Raw genomic sequence first — 21,853 nt, forward strand, 5'->3', positions numbered from 1 at the left:
GTTTTTCGGGGCGCATCCGGCGCCCCGGAGAGGCGCTAATCCCTTGTTCCGACAAGGATTCCGTCATGTTGCGGTGCGGCGAAAGCAGGGCTTGCAGTACAATCGCCCTTTACTGAACGATTCGCGCACTGTCCCCGTGCGCAGCAGGAAGCGGTCCCCCCATGAACGCCCCACTCGTGCTCGACGCCAAGCTCGCCGCGCAGGACGCCCCGCCGCGCCTGCGTGAAATTCCCTATAACTACACGTCCTTCTCGGACCGCGAGATTGTCATCCGGCTGCTCGGCGAGGAAGCCTGGCGCATCCTGGACGAACTCCGCAGCGAGCGCCGCACCGGCCGCTCCGCCCGCATGCTGTACGAGGTGCTGGGCGATATCTGGGTGGTGCGCCGCAACCCCTACCTGCAGGACGACCTGCTGGAAAATCCCAAGCGCCGCCAGATGCTGGTGAGCGCGCTGCACCACCGCCTGAACGAGATCGAGAAGCGCCGCGCCGCCGACCGTGCCGAGCACGCTGAGCCCGCCGCCGAGGACCGCTCGCATCGCGTGGAGCAGCTGGTCGCCTTCGCCAAGCAGGCGATCGAGGACTTCAAGAACGAATTCGCCGCCGCCTACGACCTGCGCAAGCGCGCGCAGCGCGTGCTGGGCCGCGTCACGCAGAAGGACAACATCAAGTTCGACGGGCTGTCGCGCGTGTCGCACGTGACCGACGCCACCGACTGGCGCGTGGAATACCCGTTCGTGGTGCTGACCCCGGACACCGAGGAAGAGATCGCCGGCCTGGTCAAGGGCTGCTTCGAGCTGGGCCTGACCATCATCCCGCGCGGGGGCGGCACCGGCTACACCGGCGGCGCCGTGCCGCTGACGCCGATGAGCGCGGTGATCAATACCGAGAAGCTGGAGCAGCTCGGGCCGGTCGAGCAGACCGACCTGCCGGGCGTGCCGCACAAGGTCGCCACTATCTTCGCCGGCGCCGGCGTGGTGACGCGCCGCGTCGCTGACGCGGCCGACCGGGCCGGGCTGGTGTTCGCGGTCGACCCGACCTCGATCGACGCCTCGTGCATCGGTGGCAACGTCGCCATGAATGCCGGCGGCAAGAAGGCCGTGCTGTGGGGCACCGCGCTCGACAACCTGGCCTGGTGGCGCATGGTGGACCCGGAGGGCAACTGGCTGGAGATCACCCGGCTGGACCACAACCTGGGCAAGATCCACGACGTGCCGGTGGCCACCTTCGAGCTGAAGTGGTCGGACGGCAACCGCGCACCGGGCGAGAAGGTGCTGCGCACCGAGACCTTGGCGATCGAGGGGCGCAAGTTCCGCAAGGAAGGCCTGGGCAAGGACGTCACCGACAAGTTCCTGGCGGGCCTGCCGGGCGTGCAGAAGGAAGGCTGCGACGGCATCATCACCAGCGCGCGCTGGATCCTGCACCGCATGCCCAAGCACATCCGCACCGTGTGCCTGGAGTTCTTCGGCCAGGCGCGCGACGCCATCCCCAGCATTGTCGAGATCAAGGACTACCTCGACGCCGAGACCAAAAAGCCGGGCGGCGCCATCCTGGCCGGCCTCGAGCACCTGGATGAGCGCTATCTGCGCGCGGTCGGCTACGCCACCAAGAGCAAGCGCAACGCCTTCCCGAAGATGGTGCTGATCGGCGATATCGTCGGCGACGATGAAGACGCCGTGGCGCGCGCCACCTCGGAAGTGATCCGCATGGCCAACGGCAAGAGCGGCGAAGGCTTTATCGCCGTCAGCCCCGAGGCGCGCAAGAAGTTCTGGCTGGACCGCTCGCGCACCGCCGCCATCGCCAAGCACACCAACGCCTTCAAGATCAACGAAGACGTGGTGATCCCGCTCAACCGCATGGGCGAGTACACCGACGGCATCGAGCGCATCAATATCGAGCTGTCGATCAAGAGCAAGCTGCAGCTGGTCGATACGCTGGAAGCCTTCTTCGCGCGCGGCAACCTGCCGCTGGGCCGCAGCGACGACGCCAACGAGATCCCCAGCGCCGAGCTGCTGGAAGACCGCGTGCAGCACGCGCTGACGCTGCTGCGCGAGATCCGCGCGCGCTGGCGCTACCTGCAAGGCCATCTGGACACGCCGCTGGCGCAGGCCAAGGCCTCGCTGATCGGGCACGGGCTGGGGCTGCTGGGGCAGGAGTTCGAGGCGCGGCTGCAGCAGCAGCCGGACGCCACCGTGTTCCATCTGCTGCAGGACCGCACCATCCGCGTCTCGTGGAAGACCGAGATCCGCGCCGAGCTGCGCAAGATCTTCAACGGCGGCGAGTTCAAGCCGATCCTGGATGAAGCCCAGAAGATCCACAAGCAGGTGCTGCGCGGCCGCGTCTTCGTCGCGCTGCACATGCATGCCGGCGACGGCAACGTGCACACCAACATCCCGGTCAATTCCGACGACTACGACATGCTGCAGGACGCGCACCGCGCGGTGGCCCGCATCATGGACCTGGCGCGTTCGCTGGATGGCGTGATCTCGGGCGAGCATGGCATCGGCATCACCAAGCTGGAATTCCTGACCGAGGAAGAGATCGGCGACTTCCGCGCCTACAAGCAGAAGGTCGATCCGCAGGGCCGCTTCAACAAGGGCAAGCTGCTGCCGGGCGCCGACCTGCGCAACGCCTATACGCCGTCGTTCGGGCTGATGGGGCATGAGTCGATCATCATGCAGCAGAGCGACATCGGCGCCATTGCCGAGAGCGTCAAGGACTGCCTGCGCTGCGGCAAGTGCAAGCCGGTGTGCGCCACCCACGTGCCGCGCGCCAACCTGCTGTACAGCCCGCGCAACAAGATCCTGGCGACCTCGCTGCTGGTCGAGGCCTTCCTGTACGAAGAGCAGACCCGCCGCGGCATTTCGGTCAAGCACTGGGACGAGTTCTCCGACGTGGCCGACCACTGCACCGTGTGCCACAAGTGCGTGACGCCGTGCCCGGTCAAGATCGACTTCGGCGACGTGTCGATGAATATGCGCAACCTGCTGCGCAAGATGGGGCAGAAGAAGTTCAACCCCGGCACCGCGGCGTCGATGTTCTTCCTCAACGCCACCAACCCCGAGACCATCAACCTGACCCGCAAGGTCATGATCGACTGGGGCTACAAGGCGCAGCGCCTGGGCAACGACGTACTGAAGAAGATCGCCAGGAAGCAGACCGCGCATCCGCCCGCGACGGTCGGCAAGCCGCCGGTGCGCGAGCAGGTGATCCACTTCATCAACAAGAAGATGCCGGGCAACCTGCCCAAGAAGACCGCGCGCGCGCTGCTCGACATCGAAGACAACGAGATCGTGCCGATCATCCGCGACCCGAAGGCGACCACGCCGGAAACGGAAGCGGTGTTCTACTTCCCGGGCTGCGGCTCGGAGCGGCTGTTCTCGCAGGTCGGCCTGGCGACGCAGGCGATGCTGTGGCACGTCGGCGTGCAGACCGTGCTGCCGCCGGGCTACCTGTGCTGCGGCTATCCGCAGCGCGGCAACGGCCAGTACGACAAGGCCGAGAAGATCGTCACCGACAACCGCGTGCTGTTCCACCGCGTCGCCAACACGCTGAACTACCTCGACATCAAGACCGTGGTGGTCAGCTGCGGCACCTGCTACGACCAGCTCGCCGGCTATGAATTCGACAAGATCTTCCCGGGCTGCCGCATCATCGACATCCACGAGTACCTGCTCGAGAAGGGCGTCAAGCTGGAAGGCGTGACCGGTACGCGCTACATGTACCACGATCCCTGCCACACGCCGATCAAGACGGTCGATCCGACCAAGCTGGTCAACGACCTGATGGGCGGCAACGCCGGCCTGGGCAAGATCGAGAAGAACGAGCGCTGCTGCGGCGAGTCCGGCACGCTGGCGGTGACCCGTCCTGACATTTCGACCCAAGTCCGCTTCCGCAAGGAAGAAGAAATGACCAAGGGCGCCGACAAGCTGCGCGCCGACGGCTTCACCGGGGACGTCAAGATCCTGACCAGCTGCCCGTCGTGCCTGCAGGGGCTGTCGCGCTACAAGGAAGATGCGTCGGTGCAGGCGGACTACATCGTGATCGAGATGGCCAAGCACCTGCTGGGCGAGAACTGGATGCCGGAGTATGTGGCGAAGGCCAATGCGGGTGGCATCGAGCGCGTGCTGGTGTAAGCCATCGCCATGACGCGCTCTCCCAACTGCCCCCTCTGCGAAACCGACGGCGGCGAACTGGTCTGGATGGGCGACCGAGCCCGCCTGATCCTGGTCGAGCATGACCGCTTCCCCGGCTTCTGCCGCATCGTCTGGAACGATCACGTGGCCGAGCTGAGCGACCTGGATGAAGGCGACCAGGCCTGGCTGATGCGGCTGGTGGCGCGCGTCGAGCGCGTGGTGCGCGAGGTGATGGCGCCCGACAAGGTCAACCTGGCGGCGTTCGGCAACATGGTGCCGCACCTGCACTGGCACATCATTCCGCGCTACCGCTGGGACACGCATTTCCCCGAGGCGATCTGGGCCGCGCCGCAGCGCGCGGCGGACCCCGTGCGCGTGCAGGAACTGGCCAGCCGGCTGCCGGCGCTGCGTACGGCGCTTGCGCTGGTCGAGGCGGGCGACGCCTGAAGCGGGGCGCGGAACCCGCGCCGGCCAGCCACCGTCTGAATGCTGATGCCGCCGCGGTCGCGAATGCGCCGCGGCACCAGAACAACAGGCCCGGCCCGGCAGCGCGCTGGGGGGCCAGAAAGCTGCCGCTATGTCCTCGACCCCGACCTCCGTCACCGTACCGGGCCCTGCTGTACCGGCCCAGGCCCTGAAGATCCAGAGCCGGCTGCGCATGAGCGCGACCTGGGCGCTGATCAAGCCTTACTGGAAATCCGAAGACCGCCTCGCCGGGCTGGGGCTGCTGGCGCTGGTGGTGGTGCTCAACCTGGGCATCGTCTATATCAACGTGCTGCTCAACGAATGGAACCGCGTGTTCTACAACGCGCTGGAGCAGCGCGACTATGCCTCGTTCAAGGTGCTGCTGCTGCGCTTCTCGTGGATCGCAGCGTTCTTTATCGTCGCGGCGATCTCGCGCCAGTACTACACCATGATGCTGCAGATGCGCTGGCGTACCTGGATGACCGGCCGCTTCATGGGGCACTGGCTCGGGCACCAGGCCTACTACCGCATCGAACAGACCCACGCTACCGACAACCCCGACCAGCGGATCGCCGATGACCTGCGGCTGTTCACCGACGGCGCGCTGTCGCTGTCGCTGGGGCTGCTCAATTCGGTGGTGACCCTGCTGTCCTTCGTCGGCATCCTGTGGACCGTGTCGGGCCCGATCAGCTTTGCGCTGGGCGGCACCGAGTGGACCATCCCGGGCTATATGGTGTGGTTCGCGGCCGGCTATGCGGTGATCGGCTCGCTGGTGGCGCACGTGGTCGGCCGCCCGCTGATCGGCCTGAACTTCCAGCAGGAGCAATACGAGGCTGACTTCCGCTTCACGCTGGTGCGCCTGCGCGAGAACAGCGAGCCGGTGGCTCTGTACCGCGGCGAGCCCACCGAGCAGGCGGGGCTGCGCGCGCGCTTCGACCGCATCCGCGCCAACTGGAACCAGCTGATGCGCTATACGCGGCGGCTGACCTTCGTCAGTTCCGGCTACGCGCAGTTCGCCATCATCTTCCCGATCCTGGTGGCGGCGCCGCGCTACTTCGCCGGCAAGATGACGCTGGGCGGGCTGATGCAGACCAGCTCGGCATTCGGGCAGGTGCAGGGCGCGCTGTCGTGGTTCGTCGACAGCTATGCCACGCTGGTGGGCTGGAAGGCGGCGGCCAACCGCCTGATCGACTTCCAGGAAGCGATCCGCGTGGCCGAGCGGCAGGAGGCATCGCAGGACGGCAGCCGCGATATCGAGGTGGCGTACCACGGCCAGCCGCAGGACGGCATCGCCATCGACAGCCTGGCGCTGGCCTTGCCGGTGCGCGCCCCACGCGGCGCGGCGGTGGGCCAGCGGCCGCTGGTGGCGCCGTTTTCGCTGACGGTAGCGCCGGGCGAGCGCTGGCTGGTCAGCGGCCCGTCGGGCTGCGGCAAGAGCGTACTGTTCCGCGCGCTCGCCGGGATCTGGCCGTACGGCAGCGGCACCGTGACCATGCCGGAGGGCGCGCGCCGGCTGTTCCTGCCGCAGCGCAGCTACCTGCCGATCGGCACGCTGGCCGATGCGCTGGCCTACCCGGACGCCGGCACCGAACACAGCAAGGACGTGCTGCAGGCAGCGCTGCGCCAGACCCGCCTGGCCGCGCTGGCGGACCAGCTCGACGTGTTCGACAACTGGTCGCTGCGGCTGTCGCCGGGCGAGCAGCAGCGCCTGGCCTTTGCGCGCGCGCTGCTGCAGCAGCCGGACTACCTGTTCCTGGACGAAGCCACCAGCGCGCTGGACGAGGACACCGAGCGCGCCATGTACCAGCTGATGGTGGAACAGCTACCGCAAACGGCGATCGTCAGCATTGCGCACCGCAGCACCGTGGCGGCCTTCCACCAGCGCCGGCTGCGCTACGTGCCGCAGGACGCCGAAGCAGCCCGGGCTGCGCAAGCCGGCGAGCCTGGGGTAAGCTATCGGGTCGTATGCGAAGCGTGATGCGGGCTGCCGCGGCAGCCAAGGCGGCATTGCGCGGCAATCACCCCTCTGGAGCGCCCGTCACTGGGCCGCGATCACCATGGCAGGCCTGGAAAAAGACACCCCCCATCCCACCGCGCTGACGGTCCACACGCAATCGCGCGTGCTCGAGATCGGCTTCGACAACGGCCGCAGCTTCCGGCTGCCGTTCGAGCTGTTGCGCGTGTATTCGCCCTCCGCCGAAGTCCAGGGCCATGGCCCGGGGCAGGAGGTGCTGCAGACCGGCAAGCGCGAGGTCGGCGTCGAGGCGGTGGAGCCGGTCGGCAACTACGCCATCCAGATCCGCTTCTCCGACGGCCACGACACCGGCATCTATTCCTGGGACCTGCTGTACCGCCTGGGCGACAACCAGGACGCGCTGTGGCAGGACTACCTGCAGCGCCTGGAAGCGGCCGGCGCCGATCGCGACACCCCGATGCCCGCCGCCGGCGGCGGGCACGGCTGCGGCCACCACTGAGCCGCCCCCGACAATCCTGGAGTCTTGAAAGATGAGTGAAACCCACTTCGGGTTCGAAAAGGTCGACGAAACGGAAAAGGCCGGCAAGGTTGCCGGCGTGTTCCATTCGGTGGCCAGCAAGTACGACGTGATGAACGACCTGATGTCGGGCGGCATGCACCGGCTGTGGAAGATGTTCACCATCGCGCAGGCAGGGGTGCGCCCGGGCCACAAGGTGCTGGACATCGCCGGCGGCACCGGCGACCTGGCCAAGGCGTTCGCGAAGCAGGCCGGGCCGACCGGACAGGTCTGGCTGACCGACATCAACGAGTCGATGCTGCGCGTGGGCCGCGACCGGCTGCTCAACAAAGGCATCGTCACGCCGGTGGCGCTGTGCGACGCCGAGAAGATCCCGTTCCCCGACAACTACTTCGACCTGGTCACGGTCGCCTTCGGCCTGCGCAACATGACGCACAAGGAAGCCGCGCTGGCCGAGATGCGTCGCGTGGTCAAGCCGGGCGGCAAGGTCATGGTGCTGGAGTTCTCCAAGGTCTGGAAACCGCTGGAGAAGGCCTACGACGTCTATTCGTTCAAGGTGCTGCCGTGGCTGGGCGAGCGCGTGGCAGGAGATGCCCCGAGCTATCGTTATCTCGCGGAATCGATCAGAATGCATCCAGACCAGGTTTCGCTTGTACGCTTAATGGAACATGCGGGCCTGGAGAATGTCGAATACTTCAATCTGACGGCCGGAGTGGTGGCGCTCCATGTCGGACGCAAGTATTAAGAACACTTGAAATCGCCATGCTCGCCCGTATATGGGTGAAACTGACAGGGGATAACAGCATATGTCGTCAATTCGTGGAAAATTCCTGGTGGGGTCGCTGGTCACGGCGCTGGCCGTCGGCATGGCCTTCGACGCCGAGGCCAAGCGCATGGGCGGCTCGCGCAGCATTGGCAAGCAGTCCGAGTCAGTGACCCAGCGCCAGCAGACCCAGCCCACTTCGCCCACGCAGCAGGCGCAGCAACCCGCACAGCAGGCGGCACCAGCCACCGCCGGGGCAGCCGGCGCGGCCGCGGCCGCGGCGCCCAAGCGCAACTGGGGCGGCATCCTGGGCGGCATCGCCGCCGGCCTGGGCATCGGCTGGCTGCTGTCGCACTTCGGCCTGGGCGGCGCGGCACTGACCTTCCTGTCCAACCTGATCCTGATTGCGCTGGTGGCCTTTGCCGCGATCTGGCTGATCCGCAAGTTCCGCGGCGGCAGCAAGCGTACCGCGCAGCCGGCCTACGCCGGTGCCGGCCATGCGCCGAACCTGGGCCGCGATGCCGAGCCGATGTTCCGCGGCGAGCCGACGCCGCCGGTGTCGGGTAACGTGGGCAACGTGTCTGGCAGCCCGGTCCTGCCCGCCGCCGGTGCCGTCGCTGGCGCCGCTGCCGCCGGTTCGGTGGCGCAGCAGCCGTGGGGCGTGCCGGCCGACTTCGACGCCGAATCGTTCCTGCGCAATGCCAAGGTCCACTTCGTGCGCCTGCAGGCCGCCTGGGATGCCGGCAACCTGGACGATATCCGCGAGTTCACCACGCCGGAAATGTTCGCCGAGATCAAGATGGACCTGGCCGAGCGCGGCGCCGAAGTCAACAAGACCGACGTGGTCACGCTCGAAGCCCAGCTGCTCGGCATCGAGTCCTCGCCGGCCCAGCACGTGGCCAGCGTGCGTTTCTCGGGCATGATCCGCGAGAAGGCGGGCGAGGCGGCGCAGCCGTTCGGCGAGGTCTGGAACCTGGCCAAGCCGGTCTCCGGCAGCGGCGGCTGGCTGCTGGCCGGGATCCAGCAAGAGTCCTGATGCCGCACCCCGCGGCGGTGATGCGCCGGGGGGAGTAGCTTAGAATGGAGGCCCACGCGAAAGCGTGGGCCTTTTTGTTTGCGACGCCGGTCCCGCGCGTCGCCGCCTGCCCGCCCACCGCGCTGTCATGAATACTCTGCCTTCCGCCCTGGCCACGCCTGCCGTCTCGGCACTGAACCACCTGCTCGAGCAGGAGCCGTGGGCCCGCAACCAGCTGGCGCCGTTTGCCGGACGCGTGATCCGTTTCGATGCCGCCGCCTTCGAGCTGTCGCTGAGGGTGACCGAACACGGCTGCACCGAGCTTGCGCCCGCGGCCGAGGCGCCCGCGGTGACGCTGCGCGTGCCGTTGCAGCAGTGGCCGCTGGTGGCCGCCGACGTGGCCGAAGGCGGCCAGGCCGCCGCCATGCGCCATGTGCGCATCGAGGGCGACGCCGAGCTGGCCAACACGGTTTCGACGCTGGCGCGCAACCTGCGCTGGGATGCCGCCGAGGACCTGTCGCGCGCGCTGCGCGGCATCCTGGGCGGGCCGGTCAGCGACAGCGTGGCGCAGCGCGTGGTCGATGGCGCGCGCCAGGTCCATGAACAGGCCACGCGCGTGGGCCGCGCGCTGGTCGACAACGTCACCGACTACCTGCTCGACGAGCAGCCGACGCTGGTGCGCCACGCCGCGCTGGACGAGTTCGGCGCCGACGTGGGCCGGCTGCGCGACCGCCTGGCGCGGCTGGAGAAGCGGCTGGAGCGTCTGGAGCGCGGCGGCACGCCGCCCGCGCCGGGTCAGTCCGGTCCATCCGGCACGCTGCCGTCGCCGCACCGCTGAGCCGGCCCAGCCGCGCTTTCTTCCGATCATCCACTGACTGCCTGCCCGGCCCCGTGAAGACTCCCGAATGACCCGCCTCCTGCGCCTTGGCAAGATCCTTTTCGTCATCCTCTACTACGGCCTGGACGAGCTGGTGCTCTCGGGCTTCAGCAGCCGCAGGATTCGCTTCCTGGTACGGGTCATCACCATCGGCCGCAAGCTTGAGATGCCGCGCGGCGTGCGGCTGCGGCTGGCGCTGACGCGGCTGGGCCCGATCTTCGTCAAATTCGGCCAGGTGCTGTCGACCCGGCGCGACCTGATGCCGCCCGACATTGCCGACGAACTGGCCAAGCTGCAGGACCAGGTGCCGCCGTTCGATTCGGCGGTCGCGGTCAGGATCATCGAACGCTCGCTCGGGCGCCCGCTGGACCAGCTGTTCGAGACCTTCGAGCACCAGCCGGTGGCCAGCGCCTCGATCGCGCAGGTGCACTTCGCCACGCTCAAGGGCGGCCCATGCCACGGCCGCGAGGTCGCGGTGAAGGTGCTGCGCCCCGGCATGCTGCCGGTGATCGACAGCGACCTGGCGCTGATGCGCGACATGGCGACCTGGCTCGAGCGTTTCTGGGCCGATGGCAAGCGCCTGAAGCCGCGCGAGGTGGTGGCCGAGTTCGACAAGTACCTGCACGACGAGCTCGACCTGATGATCGAGGCGGCCAATGCCAGCCAGCTGCGCCGCAACTTTGCCGATACCAACCTGCTGCTGGTGCCCGAGGTGTTCTGGGACTGGTGCAGCAGCACGGTGTTCGTGATGGAACGGATGCACGGCATCCCGATCTCGCGCACCGAATCGCTCAAGGCCGCCGGCGTCGACATGCACCAGCTGGCGGAGGAGGGCGTCGAGATCTTCTTCACCCAGGTGTTCCGCGACGGCTTCTTCCATGCCGACATGCACCCGGGCAACATCCTGGTGTCGGTGCAGCCCGAGACCTTCGGCCGCTATATCGCGCTCGACTTCGGCATCGTCGGCGCGCTGTCGGAATTCGACAAGAACTACCTGGCGCAGAACTTCATCGCCTTCTTCCGCCGCGACTACCACCGCGTGGCGCTGCTGCACGTGGAATCGGGATGGGTCCCGCCCGAGACCCGCGTGGAGGAACTGGAAAGCGCGGTGCGCGCCTGCTGCGAGCCGTACTTCGACAAGCCGCTCAAGGAAATCTCGCTCGGCATGGTGCTGATGCGGCTGTTCCAGACCTCGCGCCGCTTCAACGTCGAGATCCAGCCGCAGCTGGTGCTGCTGCAGAAGACGCTGCTCAATATCGAAGGGCTGGGCCGCCAGCTCGACCCGGACCTGGACCTGTGGAAGACCGCCAAGCCGTTCCTGGAGCGCTGGATGCACGAGCAGGTGGGCTGGCAGGGCGCGTGGGAGCGGATCAAGGTCGAGGCGCCGCAGTGGGCCAAGATGCTGCCCGACTTCCCGCGCCTGGCGCACCAGTTCCTGGAGCGGCGCGCGCTCACCAGCAACGGCGAGCAGGACAAGCTGCTGGCGATGCTGGTGCTGGAGCAGCGCCGCACCAACCGGCTGCTCGGCACCGCGGTGCTGCTGGTGGGCGGCTTTGTCGCCGGCATCGTGCTCACGCACGTGCTGGGCTGGGCCGGCTACTGGTAGGCGCAGGACAACATCACAAGGGACGGAGACAGACCCATGGGCGATACCACCAGGCCGGTGCCGAGCTTCAGCACGCGCAACGCCGGCGACCCGGCATTCTGGGACGAGCGCTTCAAGGAAGGCTTCACGCCCTGGGACCTGGGCGGCGTGCCTGAGGAATTCCGCCACTTTATCGAAGGCCGCGCGCCATGTCCGACGCTGGTGCCGGGCTGCGGCAACGGCTGGGAAGCGGCGTGGCTGTTCGAGCGCGGCTGGCCGGTGACGGCGATCGACTTCTCGCCGCAGGCGGTGGCCTCGGCGCGGCGCGCGCTCGGTCCGGCCGGGGCGGTGGTGCAGCAGGGCGATTTCTTCGCCTTCACGCCGCAGCCGGCGTGCGAGCTGATCTACGAGCGCGCCTTCCTGTGCGCGCTGCCGCCCGCGCTGCGGGCCGATTATGGCGCCCGGGTGGCGCAACTGCTGCCGTCGGGCGGGCTGCTGGCGGGCTACTTCTACCTGGGCGAGAACCGCGGCGGGCCGCCGTTCGCGATGCCCGAGGCTGAGCTCGATGCGCTGCTGGCGCCGGCCTTCGCGCGCATCGAGGACCGGCCCTCGGCCGCGCCGCTGCCGGTGTTCCAGGGGCAGGAGCGCTGGCAGGTATGGCGCCGGCGCGGCGCCTGAAGCCACCTCCGGCCGGTCGCCCTGTGGCGCAGGCGGTGCCCCGCGTGGCGCATTCGCGCCAGCGGGGAATTTTTTTCGCCCGCGCCGGTCTGCGTCGCTATAATCCGCGTTTTGATTCGGCTACGACCGCGGGCCCCCGCCGCGTTGCCCGCCTCGTCGGGACGCGCCAGGCACCCCGATATGCGGCCCCGACCGATGAATTGGACTCCGGGCCCCGTGCGCGCATCCGCGCCCAGCCGCCCGGCATTCGGTTTCTCGCCACAAGGGCACCTTCTGCATAGGGCAGCGGCATGCTGATCTGGTTTGTCATCATCTACTGGGTAATCTCGGTCGGCATCGGCCTGTGGGCGGCGCTGCGCGTTCGCAACACCACCGATTTCGCCGTCGCCGGGCGCAGCCTGCCGTTCCATATCGTCACCGCCACCGTCTTCGCCACCTGGTTCGGCTCGGAGACGGTGCTGGGCATCCCCGCCGTGTTCCTGAAGGAAGGCCTGTCGGGCGTGGTGTCCGACCCGTTCGGGTCGTCGCTGTGCCTGATCCTGGTCGGCTTGTTCTTTGCCCGGCCGCTGTACCGGATGAACCTGCTGACCATCGGCGACTACTACCACAACCGCTATGGCCGGCTGGCCGAGGTGCTGACCACGCTGTGCATCGTGGTCTCCTACCTGGGCTGGGTCGCGGCGCAGATCAAGGCGCTGGGGCTGGTGTTCTATACCGTGTCGGACGGCGCGCTGTCGCAAGAGGCCGGCATGATGATCGGCGCCGCCAGCGTGCTGGTCTATACGCTGTTCGGCGGCATGTGGTCGGTGGCGATCACCGATTTCATCCAGATGATCATCATCGTGATCGGCATGATGTATATCGGCTACGAGGTCAGTGGCCAGGCCGGCGGCGTGACGGCGGTGGTGTCGCACGCGGCCGCGGCCGGCAAGTTCGAGTTCCTGCCGTCGCTCGATTTCGTGCAGATCATCGGCTTTGCGGCAGCGCTGTTCACCATGATGCTGGGCTCGATCCCGCAGCAGGACGTGTTCCAGCGGGTGACCTCGTCGCGCACCGAGCAGATCGCCGGGCGCGCGTCGGTGCTGGGCGGCGTGCTGTACTTCTGCTTCGCCTTTATCCCGATGTTCCTGGCGTACTCGGCCACGCTGATCGATCCGGGCATGGTGGCGAAGTATATCGACACCGATTCGCAGCTGATCCTGCCGCAGCTGATCCTGCAGCACGCACCGATGTTCGCGCAGGTGATGTTCTTCGGCGCGCTGCTGTCGGCGATCAAGAGCTGCGCCTCGGCGACGCTGCTGGCGCCGTCGGTGACCTTTGCCGAAAACATCCTGCGGCCGTACTTCCGCCATCTCGACGACAAGCAGTTCCTGCGCGTGATGCAGACCGTGGTGCTGGTGTTCACCACGCTGGTGACGTTGTTCGCGCTGAACTCGCACCTGTCGATCTTCCATATGGTCGAAAATGCCTACAAGGTCACGCTGGTGTCGTCGTTCGTGCCGCTGGCCTTCGGCATGTTCTGGAAGCATGCCACCCGCCAGGGCGGGCTGGCGGCGATCCTGCTGGGGCTGTCGTCCTGGCTGACCTGCGAGGTCGCCTTTGCCGATGCCGTGGTGCCGCCGCAGATGGTCGGCCTGCTGTTCTCGATCAGCGGCATGGTGATCGGCTCGCTGCTGCCGCAGTGGATTGCAGATCACGCGCCGGTCAAGGAAGTCCATATCGCCTGACCGCGCGGGGGCGTCCACCCCCTTATTTCCACCGATCAGGCAGCCCCGGAACGGTTTATAATTCAAGGCTTTGCATCGCCGCGCGGGATATTCCCACGGCCGCCATGGCTGGCGGCGATGCCTGCCCTGGTACCGATTCCCAAGTTTTCTCGCGAAATAACACCATGCCGATCTATGCCTACCGTTGCGACGCCTGCGGCCACGGGCGCGATGTGCTGCAGAAAATGAGCGATGCCCCGCTGACGGACTGCCCGTCTTGCGGCGCCGCCGGCGCGTTCAAGAAGCAGCTGACCGCTGCCGGCTTCCAGCTGAAGGGCTCGGGCTGGTACGTGACCGACTTCCGCGGCGGCAGCGGCGGCGGCGCCGGCGCGCCTGCTGCAACCGGCGCAACTGGCGGCACTGCGGCTGCGGCCAGCGCGCCGGCGGCGGCTGAATCGTCGTCGAGCGGCACCGCTGCGGCTACCGCGGCGCCGGCCGCCGGCGGTTGCGGCAGCGCCTGCGCCTGCCACTGAGCCGGACCCGCCCGTGGTAGCCAAGAAGACTTCCGCTCTCAAGACCTGGTTCCTGACCGGGCTGCTGGTGCTGGTGCCGCTGGGCATCACGCTGTGGGTGCTCAGCCTGATCATCGGCACGATGGACCAGAGCCTGGCGCTGCTGCCCGAAGCCTGGCGGCCGGACCGGCTGATGTTCGGCAAGCGCGTGACCGGACTGGGCGCGATCCTGACGCTGCTGTTCATCCTGCTGGTCGGGCTGCTCGCGCACAACTTCATCGGCCAGCGCCTGGTGCGCTGGTGGGAAGCGCTGCTGGGCCATATCCCGGTGGTGGGGCCGATCTACACCAGCGTCAAGCAGGTCTCGGACACGCTGCTGTCGTCGTCGGGCAATGCCTTCCGCAAGGCGCTGCTGGTGCAGTACCCGCGCGAGGGCTCGTGGACCATCGCCTTCCTGACCGGCCGCCCCGGCGGCGACGTGCAGAACCACCTGCAAGGCGAGTACGTCAGCGTCTACGTGCCGACCACCCCTAATCCGACCTCGGGCTTCTTCCTGATGATGCCCAAGGCCGACACCATCGAGCTCGACATGACCGTCGACGCCGCGCTCAAGTACATCGTCTCGATGGGCGTGGTGGCACCGGCCGAATTGCCGCGCAAGAACGGCAGCGCGCCCCGGCCGGCAGCCCCGTCAAGTGCGGCGAGTGCGGCCGGCAGGTCCAGCAGCGAGGAGCCGGTCCAGACGACCGATCCTTGAGCCTCCAAACTGATCACGGGCTGCGCGATGCAATCGGGCGGCCGCGTTTTACCGGGAATCTCCTTATGTCCTCCATGCGTACTCACTACTGCGGTCTGGTGACCGAACAATTCTCGGGCCAGGAAGTGGCCCTGACCGGCTGGGTCCAGCGCCGCCGCGACCATGGCGGCGTGATCTTCATCGACCTGCGCGACCGCGAGGGCCTGGTGCAGGTGGTGTGCGACCCGGATCGCCCCGAGATGTTCAAGGCCGCGGAAGAGATCCGCAACGAGTTCTGCATCCGCATCACCGGCAAGGTTCGCCCGCGCCCGGCCGGCACCGAGAACGCCAACCTGACCTCGGGCAAGATCGAGGTGCTGTGCCACGAGCTGACCGTGCTGAACCCGTCGGTCACGCCGCCGTTCCAGCTCGACGACGACAACCTGTCGGAAACCACGCGCCTGACGCACCGCGTGCTCGACCTGCGCCGCCCGCAGATGCAGTACAACCTGCGCCTGCGCTACAAGGTGGCGATGGAGGTGCGCAAGTTCCTGGACGCGCAGGGCTTCATCGACATCGAGACGCCGATGCTGGGCAAGAGCACGCCCGAAGGCGCGCGCGACTACCTGGTGCCGTCGCGGGTCAATCCGGGCCACTTCTTCGCGCTGCCGCAATCGCCGCAGATCTTCAAGCAGATGCTGATGGTGTCTGGCTTCGACCGCTACTACCAGATCACCAAGTGCTTCCGCGACGAAGACCTGCGCGCCGACCGCCAGCCCGAATTCACGCAGATCGACTGCGAGACCTCGTTCCTGACCGAGCAGGAGATCCGCGACCTGTTCGAGGACATGATGCGCACGGTGTTCAAGAACGCCATCGACGTCGACCTCGACGCCAGGTTCCCGGTGATGGAGTTCCGCGAGGCCATGGCCCGCTTCGGCTCGGACAAGCCTGACCTGCGCGTCAAGCTGGAATTCACCGAGCTGACCGAGGTCATGAAGGACGTCGACTTCAAGGTGTTCTCGGGCCCGGCCAACAGCGAGAGCGGCCGCGTGGTCGGCCTGCGCGTGCCGGGCGGCGGCGCCATCTCGCGCGGCGAGATCGATGCCTACACCCAGTTCGTCGGCATCTACGGCGCCAAGGGCCTGGCCTGGATCAAGGTCAACGAAGTCGCCAAGGGCCGCGACGGCCTGCAGTCGCCGATCGTCAAGAACCTGCACGACGCCGCCATTGCCGAGATCCTGAAGCGCACCGGCGCCCAGGACGGCGACATCATCTTCTTCGGCGCCGACAAGGCCAAGGTGGTCAACGACTCGATCGGCGCGCTGCGCCTGAAGATCGGCCATTCGGACTTCGGCAAGGCCAACGGCCTGTTCGAGGACGCCTGGAAGCCGCTGTGGGTGGTGGACTTCCCGATGTTCGAGTACGACGAGGAAGACGCGCGCTGGGTGGCGATGCACCACCCGTTCACCAGCCCCAAGGACGAGCACCTGGAATACCTCGAGACCGACCCGGGCAAGTGCCTGGCCAAGGCCTACGACATGGTGCTGAACGGCTGGGAAATGGGCGGCGGCTCGGTGCGGATCTTCCGTTCGGACATCCAGAGCAAGGTGTTCCGCGCGCTCAAGATCAACGACGAGGAAGCCCGCGCCAAGTTCGGCTACCTGCTCGACGCGCTGCAGTACGGCGCGCCCCCGCACGGCGGCCTGGCCTTCGGCCTGGATCGCATCGTCACCATGATGGCCGGCGCCGACTCGATCCGCGACGTGATCGCCTTCCCCAAGACCCAGCGCGCCCAGGACCTGCTGACGCAGGCGCCGAGCTCGGTCGACGAGAAGCAGCTGCGCGAGCTGCATATCCGCCTGCGCAGCGCCGAACCCAAGCCCAACGCCTGACCGGGTCCGGTTCGATCCGCAAGAAAGCCGCGCGAATGCGCGGCTTTTTTTCCTTATGCGCAATGCCGGTGCACCGGTGCATTGGTTTCGATTTGTTACCGGTCGGAACGAAGCCGGCGGCGGGCCGGTCTCCTTCCTTTGACACGCAATTTGCCGAGGGGCCCTGTCATGAAGGTTCCCGGCACTCGGGAGGAAATTCGTGAACCTGAACCTGGATACCGAACTGATCCGCCAGTTCCTGCTGGCTCACCAGGAGACCATCCTGACCTGGCTGGCGGCGGGGCTGATCATGATGCTGCTGGCCCGTTTCGAGCTGCGCCGCGCCCAGCGCCGCGCGGCGCAGGCCATGTCCGAATCGGTAGCAACCACGGTGGCCGCCTGCGTGCCGGACATCGCCCACGCGGTGCAGGCGGCGTCGCCCCAGCCGGTGGCCGAGCCGGTCGAGATGCAGCGCGCCGAGGCCCTGCGCCGGCTGGCGCTGGACACCGTCGGCGTGGTGATGACGCGCGGGCGCTGGCTCGACGAGCTCGGCAACCTGCGCCTGGCCGACGATGCCCTGCTTGCCGGCCAGCGCGCCGACGGCGCCGACCCGCTGCTGGTGGTGGCGCCGCAACCGGTGGTGCAGGCCTACCTCGATGCGCAGCGCGTGTTCGAGGACGAGGCCGCGCAGGTGCAGGCGCTGCGCCGCGACGCGCAGCGCGTGCAGGAGGCGCTGCAGGCGCTGGACGCCGAGGCCGCCCATATCGAGCAGGAAACCGGCAGCATCGTGCTGCGCTTCGAGCAGGTCAACGCGCAGGCGGCGCAGGGCATGGATGGCGGCGATTACCAGCGCTTCCTGATCCAGAAGTACAACACGCTGGGCCAGCGCGAGAAGGAAATCGCGCAGGAGCGCACGCGGCTGCAGGGCGAAGCGCGGCAGCGCGCCGAGGCCCTGGCCACCCACGCGCATGCCGCCTCCAGGCGCTACCGCCACGCGCTGGCGCCGCTGATGGAGCAGCTGCGCGCGGCCTGGGGCCATGGCGAATCGCCGCAGGTGTTCGACACCTGGCAGCGCCACGGCAGCACCGAACCCTACCTCGCCCCGCATGGCATGCAGGGCGCGCGCAGCGCCGCCTGATCAGTCAAGAATTTGCGGCGCCACGCACAGGCGCCGCGGCGCTTTCCCGTGGCAAGCGCGCGCGCCTGCGCTATCCTTGGGTTTGTCCTTTGGCCCAGACCCATGTCCTACAAGATCCCGGAATCCGTGCTGGTGGTGATTTACACGCCAGATCTTCAAGTCTTGCTGCTGGAACGCGCCGATCGCCCCGGGTTCTGGCAGTCCGTCACCGGCAGCCTCGACACCCTGGACGAACCCCTGGCCCTGACCGCCGCGCGTGAAGTGGCCGAGGAAACCGGCATCATCGCCGGCGAGCACCAGCTGACCGACTGGGGCCACGCCATCCAGTACGACATCTACCCGCAGTGGCGCCACCGCTACGCCGAAGGGGTCACGCGCAATACCGAGCACTGGTTCGGCCTGCGCGTGGCGGAGGCGCTACCGGTGACGCTGGCGCCACGCGAACACCTGCAATACAAGTGGCTGCCATGGCAACAGGCGGCGCAGCAATGCTTTTCCAGCAGCAACGCCGACGCCATCCGCCAGCTGGCGTGGCGCGCGGGCGGTGCCGGCGCGCCGGGCACAGTGGACGCGATGGGCAGCGATGCCAGCCGCCACGCCGCCGTCGGAGGGCAGCCATGAAGCTGCGCGTGGTCACCTACAACATCCACAAGGGCGTGACCGGCATCGCGCGACGCCCGCGCATCCAGAACGTGCGTGCCGGCCTGCATGCGATGGACGCGGACATCGTCTTCCTGCAGGAAGTGCAGGACCGCAACGACCGCCTGGTGGCGGCAGCACTGTTCGACCCCGAACACACCCAGCTCAACTACCTTGCCACTGACGCCTATCCGCATTCGGTCTACGGCCGCAATGCGGTCTACGACTACGGCCATCACGGCAACGCGATCCTGTCGCGCCACCCGATCCTGATGTCCGAGAACCTCGATATTTCCGACCACCGCTTCGAGCAGCGCGGGCTGCTGCACGCGGTGGCGGACGTGCACGGCGTCGAGACCCACCTGATCTGCGTGCATTTCGGCCTGTTTGCGCGCAGCCGCGCGCGCCAGGCCGAGGCGCTGGTGGAGCGGGTGCAGAACGTGGTGCCGGCTGGCGTGCCGCTGGTGATCGCCGGCGACTTCAACGACTGGAACCACCGGCTCGACGCGCAGATCTGCAATACGCTGGGCGCGGTCGAGGCCTCGCACGCGCGCGGCGCGCGGCTGCATACTTTCCCCAGCCATATGCCATGGTGGCAGCTCGACCGCATCTATGTGCGCGGCTACGAGATCGAACGCGCCCACGCGCTGACCGGCCGCGACTGGGCGCAACGCTCCGACCACGTGCCGCTGGTGGCGGAACTCGGCCATCCGCTGGGCGAAATGGTGGAGCGAGACGCGCCCGCGGACAAGGCCGCCTGAGGCTGTAACGCCGTGCAGTCAAGGCATCAAACACTGCTGTCATTCCCGCGCAGGCGGGACAATGCGCGGATGCGCATTGGACGTCCGGAGGACGGCCCGCAGGGTGAGCGGTAGCGAGCAATCCAGCGTCTTTTGAAGTCACTGGGTTCCCGCCTGCGCGGGAACGACAGTCAACTGCATTACGCCTGAGGCTGGCCGGACAGGGGATAGTCGCGGATAAAGGCGAACACCGCGTGCGGATCGTTCAGGTCCAGCACCGGCAGCGTGGTCATGGCGGCGACGGCGGCGGGATCGTCGCTCGCGACCGCCACCACGCCCGGCACCTCGTCCCACAGCGGCGCGCGGCCCAGCGCGGGGCGGAACACCTCCAGCTTGGGAAAATCGCTGCGCTTGTAGCCTTCCACCAGCACCAGGTCGGTGTCGGGCGGCAGCACCGCGAGCGCATCGTCGAGCTCGGGCGAAGGCACGGTCTCGGGGTAATGGCGCATCAGCGTCAGGTGGCGGGCGCCGACCAGCACGACGTTGGCGCAGCCGGCCGCGCGCATGCGCCACGAATCCTTGCCGGGCGTGTCGGGATCGAAGCCGTGGTGGGTGTGCTTGACGCCGGCCACGCGCAGGCCGGCGCCGACGAAGCAGGGGATGAGCTGATCCAGCAGCGTGGTCTTGCCGCTGCCGGACGAGCCGGTAATGCCGAATACCTTCACCATGGTTTCCGTAGGGGCGTCGGGAGTCTGCCTGGTCGCCGGCATCGGCGCGCAGCGCATCGGCATCGACGATAGCAGAGTTCAGCGCGCCAATGTGCAGGCGGCGCCTTGCACGCCGCAAACTGTCCGATAATCACGGCATGTCACGGATCTCCCACTCCGCCCAGGCCGAGGACGTCCCGGTGCACGACACCGCCACCACCGGCGAGCCGACCTATCGCCACCACATGCTGCGCTGGGCCTGGCGCCGCGGCAGGCCCACCACCGGCAACACGGTGCGGCTGCTGCACGGCGGCCAGGACTTCTTTCCGGCGCTGATCGCCGCGATCGACCAGGCCGCGTTCCAGGTTATGCTGGAAACCTACATCTATGCCGACGACGAGATCGGCCGCGCCGTCGCCGATGCGCTGATCCGTGCCGCCGCGCGCGGGGTCGCGGTGCGCGTGACGGTGGACGGCTTCGGCGCCGGCGACATGCCCGCCGAGCTGGCCGAGCGCCTGCGCGCGGGCGGCGTGCGGCTGCGGGTCTACCGCGCCCTGCGCGGCTTCCGCCTGGCGCGGCGCCACCTGCGCCGGCTGCACCGCAAGCTCGCCGTGATCGATCGCCATGTCGCCTTCGTCGGCGGCATCAACATCATCGACGACCACAACCACGGGCCCTTCGAAGGCGCCAACCTGGGGCCGCGCTATGACTTCGCGGTGCAGGTCAGCGGGCCGCTGGTGGACCGCATCGCGCTGTCGTCGGAGCGGCTGTGGTGGCGGCTCTCGCTGCGCGAGGCGCGCGGCAGCGAGCGTGCCGCGGCGGTCGCCGACTATCCGCTGGTGACCGACCTGCCGCCGCGCCCGGAGGCGACCGGCGGCATCCGCGCCGCGCTGCTGCTGCGTGACAACCTGCGCAACCGCCGCACCATCGAGCGCGAATACCTGCGCGCGCTGGGCGCCGCGCGCCACGACGTGATCCTGGCCAACGCCTACTTCCTGCCCGGCCACAAGATGCGGCGCGCTCTGCTGGCCTGCCGCGAGCGCGGCGTGCGCGTGCGGCTGCTGCTGCAGGGCATGGTCGAATACCGGCTGCAGCACTACGCCACCCATGCGCTCTATGCCTCGCTGCTCGAGGCCGGGGTCGAGATCTACGAATACGCCGAGAGCTTCCTGCACGCCAAGGTCGGCGTGGTCGACGAGGCCTGGGCCACGGTCGGTTCCAGCAACATGGATCCGTTCAGCCTGCTGCTCGCGCGCGAGGCCAACGTTGCCGTTTATGATGCGGCCTTCGCCGCTGAACTGCGTGAAGCGCTGGAGCGGGCCATTGCGCATCGCAGCGTGCGCGTGCTGCCCGACGTGCATGCGCGGCGCTCGCCGCTGCACCGGCTGGCCAACTGGGCGGCCTATATGCTGCTGCGGCTGGGCGTGATCATCGCCGGCGTCACTGGCCGCTACTGAAACGGCCTGCCGGTGTGCGTTTGCTGCCATGCGGCAACGCCCACGCTGAAACCGGTTGCAGCATCGCGGCTGGCGGACATGCTGCATTGCAGTCCGTTTAGAAACAGCGGTCTAATTAAAAGCTTGATGGGCAGGTGCCGCGCCAGAATAATCTGAACGACCGTTCTTTTTTGGCTTAGACTGCGTGCATTCGCGGTATGCACCGGCAAATCCGCCGGCCGCCCGCAAGCAATGAATGCAACGTCAGGGTCATACGCGGAGCCGCGACAGGCCCCGCAGAACGGAGAAAAAACATGCGACACCAGTCAGCCCGTCTCGAATCCGCCGCCTCGT

18 protein-coding genes are annotated in these 21,853 nt (G+C 67.8%); 17 read left to right on the forward strand and 1 reads right to left on the reverse strand.

What is annotated here, in order from left to right:
- The first annotated feature begins 161 nt into the window (after positions 1 to 161).
- From ACEI37_RS13010 to ACEI37_RS13085, 16 genes are all read left to right on the forward strand, one after another.
- On the forward strand, positions 162 to 4,136 hold the full coding sequence (locus ACEI37_RS13010; RefSeq protein ID WP_373379229.1) for a DUF3683 domain-containing protein: 3,975 nt from the start codon (positions 162 to 164) through the stop codon (positions 4,134 to 4,136).
- Between the two features lie 9 nt (positions 4,137 to 4,145).
- On the forward strand, positions 4,146 to 4,583 hold the full coding sequence (locus ACEI37_RS13015) for an HIT family protein (protein ID WP_116308623.1): 438 nt from the start codon (positions 4,146 to 4,148) through the stop codon (positions 4,581 to 4,583).
- A gap of 130 nt (positions 4,584 to 4,713) precedes the next feature.
- Positions 4,714 to 6,579 carry an ABC transporter ATP-binding protein/permease gene (locus ACEI37_RS13020; RefSeq protein WP_373379230.1) on the forward strand — a complete coding sequence of 622 codons (1,866 nt, stop codon included), beginning with the start codon at positions 4,714 to 4,716 and terminating at the stop codon, positions 6,577 to 6,579.
- A gap of 79 nt (positions 6,580 to 6,658) precedes the next feature.
- Positions 6,659 to 7,075 (forward strand): gamma-butyrobetaine hydroxylase-like domain-containing protein, encoded by a 417-nt coding sequence (locus tag ACEI37_RS13025; RefSeq protein ID WP_116294255.1) that lies wholly within the window; start codon positions 6,659 to 6,661, stop codon positions 7,073 to 7,075.
- A gap of 31 nt (positions 7,076 to 7,106) precedes the next feature.
- Positions 7,107 to 7,838: a bifunctional demethylmenaquinone methyltransferase/2-methoxy-6-polyprenyl-1,4-benzoquinol methylase UbiE gene (ubiE, locus tag ACEI37_RS13030; protein ID WP_252679644.1), complete on the forward strand. Its 732-nt coding sequence runs from the start codon at positions 7,107 to 7,109 to the stop codon at positions 7,836 to 7,838.
- 61 nt (positions 7,839 to 7,899) lie between these two features.
- Positions 7,900 to 8,892, forward strand: a complete 993-nt coding sequence (locus ACEI37_RS13035; protein ID WP_373379231.1) for a Tim44 domain-containing protein — start codon at positions 7,900 to 7,902, stop codon at positions 8,890 to 8,892.
- Positions 8,893 to 9,019: 127 nt separating this feature from the next.
- Positions 9,020 to 9,709: an SCP2 domain-containing protein gene (locus ACEI37_RS13040; protein WP_373379232.1), complete on the forward strand. Its 690-nt coding sequence runs from the start codon at positions 9,020 to 9,022 to the stop codon at positions 9,707 to 9,709.
- 67 nt (positions 9,710 to 9,776) lie between these two features.
- Positions 9,777 to 11,354: a ubiquinone biosynthesis regulatory protein kinase UbiB gene (ubiB, locus tag ACEI37_RS13045; protein WP_373379233.1), complete on the forward strand. Its 1,578-nt coding sequence runs from the start codon at positions 9,777 to 9,779 to the stop codon at positions 11,352 to 11,354.
- 36 nt (positions 11,355 to 11,390) lie between these two features.
- Positions 11,391 to 12,011, forward strand: coding sequence for a methyltransferase domain-containing protein (locus tag ACEI37_RS13050; RefSeq protein ID WP_373379234.1), 621 nt, complete (start codon positions 11,391 to 11,393; stop codon positions 12,009 to 12,011).
- Positions 12,012 to 12,301: 290 nt separating this feature from the next.
- Complete coding sequence (locus tag ACEI37_RS13055; RefSeq protein WP_373379235.1) at positions 12,302 to 13,738, forward strand: sodium:solute symporter family protein; 1,437 nt, start codon at positions 12,302 to 12,304, stop codon at positions 13,736 to 13,738.
- A 164-nt stretch (positions 13,739 to 13,902) separates the two neighbouring features.
- Positions 13,903 to 14,250, forward strand: coding sequence for an FmdB family zinc ribbon protein (locus ACEI37_RS13060; RefSeq protein WP_373379236.1), 348 nt, complete (start codon positions 13,903 to 13,905; stop codon positions 14,248 to 14,250).
- A gap of 13 nt (positions 14,251 to 14,263) precedes the next feature.
- Complete coding sequence (locus ACEI37_RS13065; RefSeq protein WP_111519039.1) at positions 14,264 to 14,986, forward strand: DUF502 domain-containing protein; 723 nt, start codon at positions 14,264 to 14,266, stop codon at positions 14,984 to 14,986.
- 65 nt (positions 14,987 to 15,051) lie between these two features.
- Positions 15,052 to 16,860 carry an aspartate--tRNA ligase gene (aspS, locus tag ACEI37_RS13070; RefSeq protein WP_373379237.1) on the forward strand — a complete coding sequence of 603 codons (1,809 nt, stop codon included), beginning with the start codon at positions 15,052 to 15,054 and terminating at the stop codon, positions 16,858 to 16,860.
- Between the two features lie 205 nt (positions 16,861 to 17,065).
- A complete protein-coding gene (locus ACEI37_RS13075) occupies positions 17,066 to 17,977 on the forward strand; it encodes a hypothetical protein (protein ID WP_373380254.1) in 912 nt (303 codons plus the stop codon).
- 102 nt (positions 17,978 to 18,079) lie between these two features.
- Positions 18,080 to 18,598, forward strand: a complete 519-nt coding sequence (nudB, locus tag ACEI37_RS13080; RefSeq protein WP_373379239.1) for a dihydroneopterin triphosphate diphosphatase — start codon at positions 18,080 to 18,082, stop codon at positions 18,596 to 18,598.
- The gene (locus ACEI37_RS13085) at positions 18,595 to 19,377 is read left to right on the forward strand and encodes an endonuclease/exonuclease/phosphatase family protein (protein WP_062796766.1); all 783 of its coding nucleotides are present in this window, start codon (positions 18,595 to 18,597) and stop codon (positions 19,375 to 19,377) included. Before nudB ends, ACEI37_RS13085 begins: the two co-directional genes overlap by 4 nt.
- Before the next feature lie 179 nt (positions 19,378 to 19,556).
- Here the strand turns inward: ACEI37_RS13085 and mobB are convergent, their stop codons facing one another.
- Complete coding sequence (gene mobB, locus ACEI37_RS13090) at positions 19,557 to 20,081, reverse strand: molybdopterin-guanine dinucleotide biosynthesis protein B (protein WP_373380255.1); 525 nt, start codon at positions 20,079 to 20,081, stop codon at positions 19,557 to 19,559.
- Positions 20,082 to 20,173: 92 nt separating this feature from the next.
- Between mobB and clsB the strand changes: the two genes are divergently transcribed.
- Positions 20,174 to 21,520, forward strand: coding sequence for a cardiolipin synthase ClsB (gene clsB, locus ACEI37_RS13095; protein WP_373379240.1), 1,347 nt, complete (start codon positions 20,174 to 20,176; stop codon positions 21,518 to 21,520).
- Positions 21,521 to 21,853: the final 333 nt, after the last annotated feature.

The organism is Cupriavidus nantongensis (genome assembly GCF_041726985.1).
Lineage (GTDB): Bacteria > Pseudomonadota > Gammaproteobacteria > Burkholderiales > Burkholderiaceae > Cupriavidus > Cupriavidus nantongensis_A.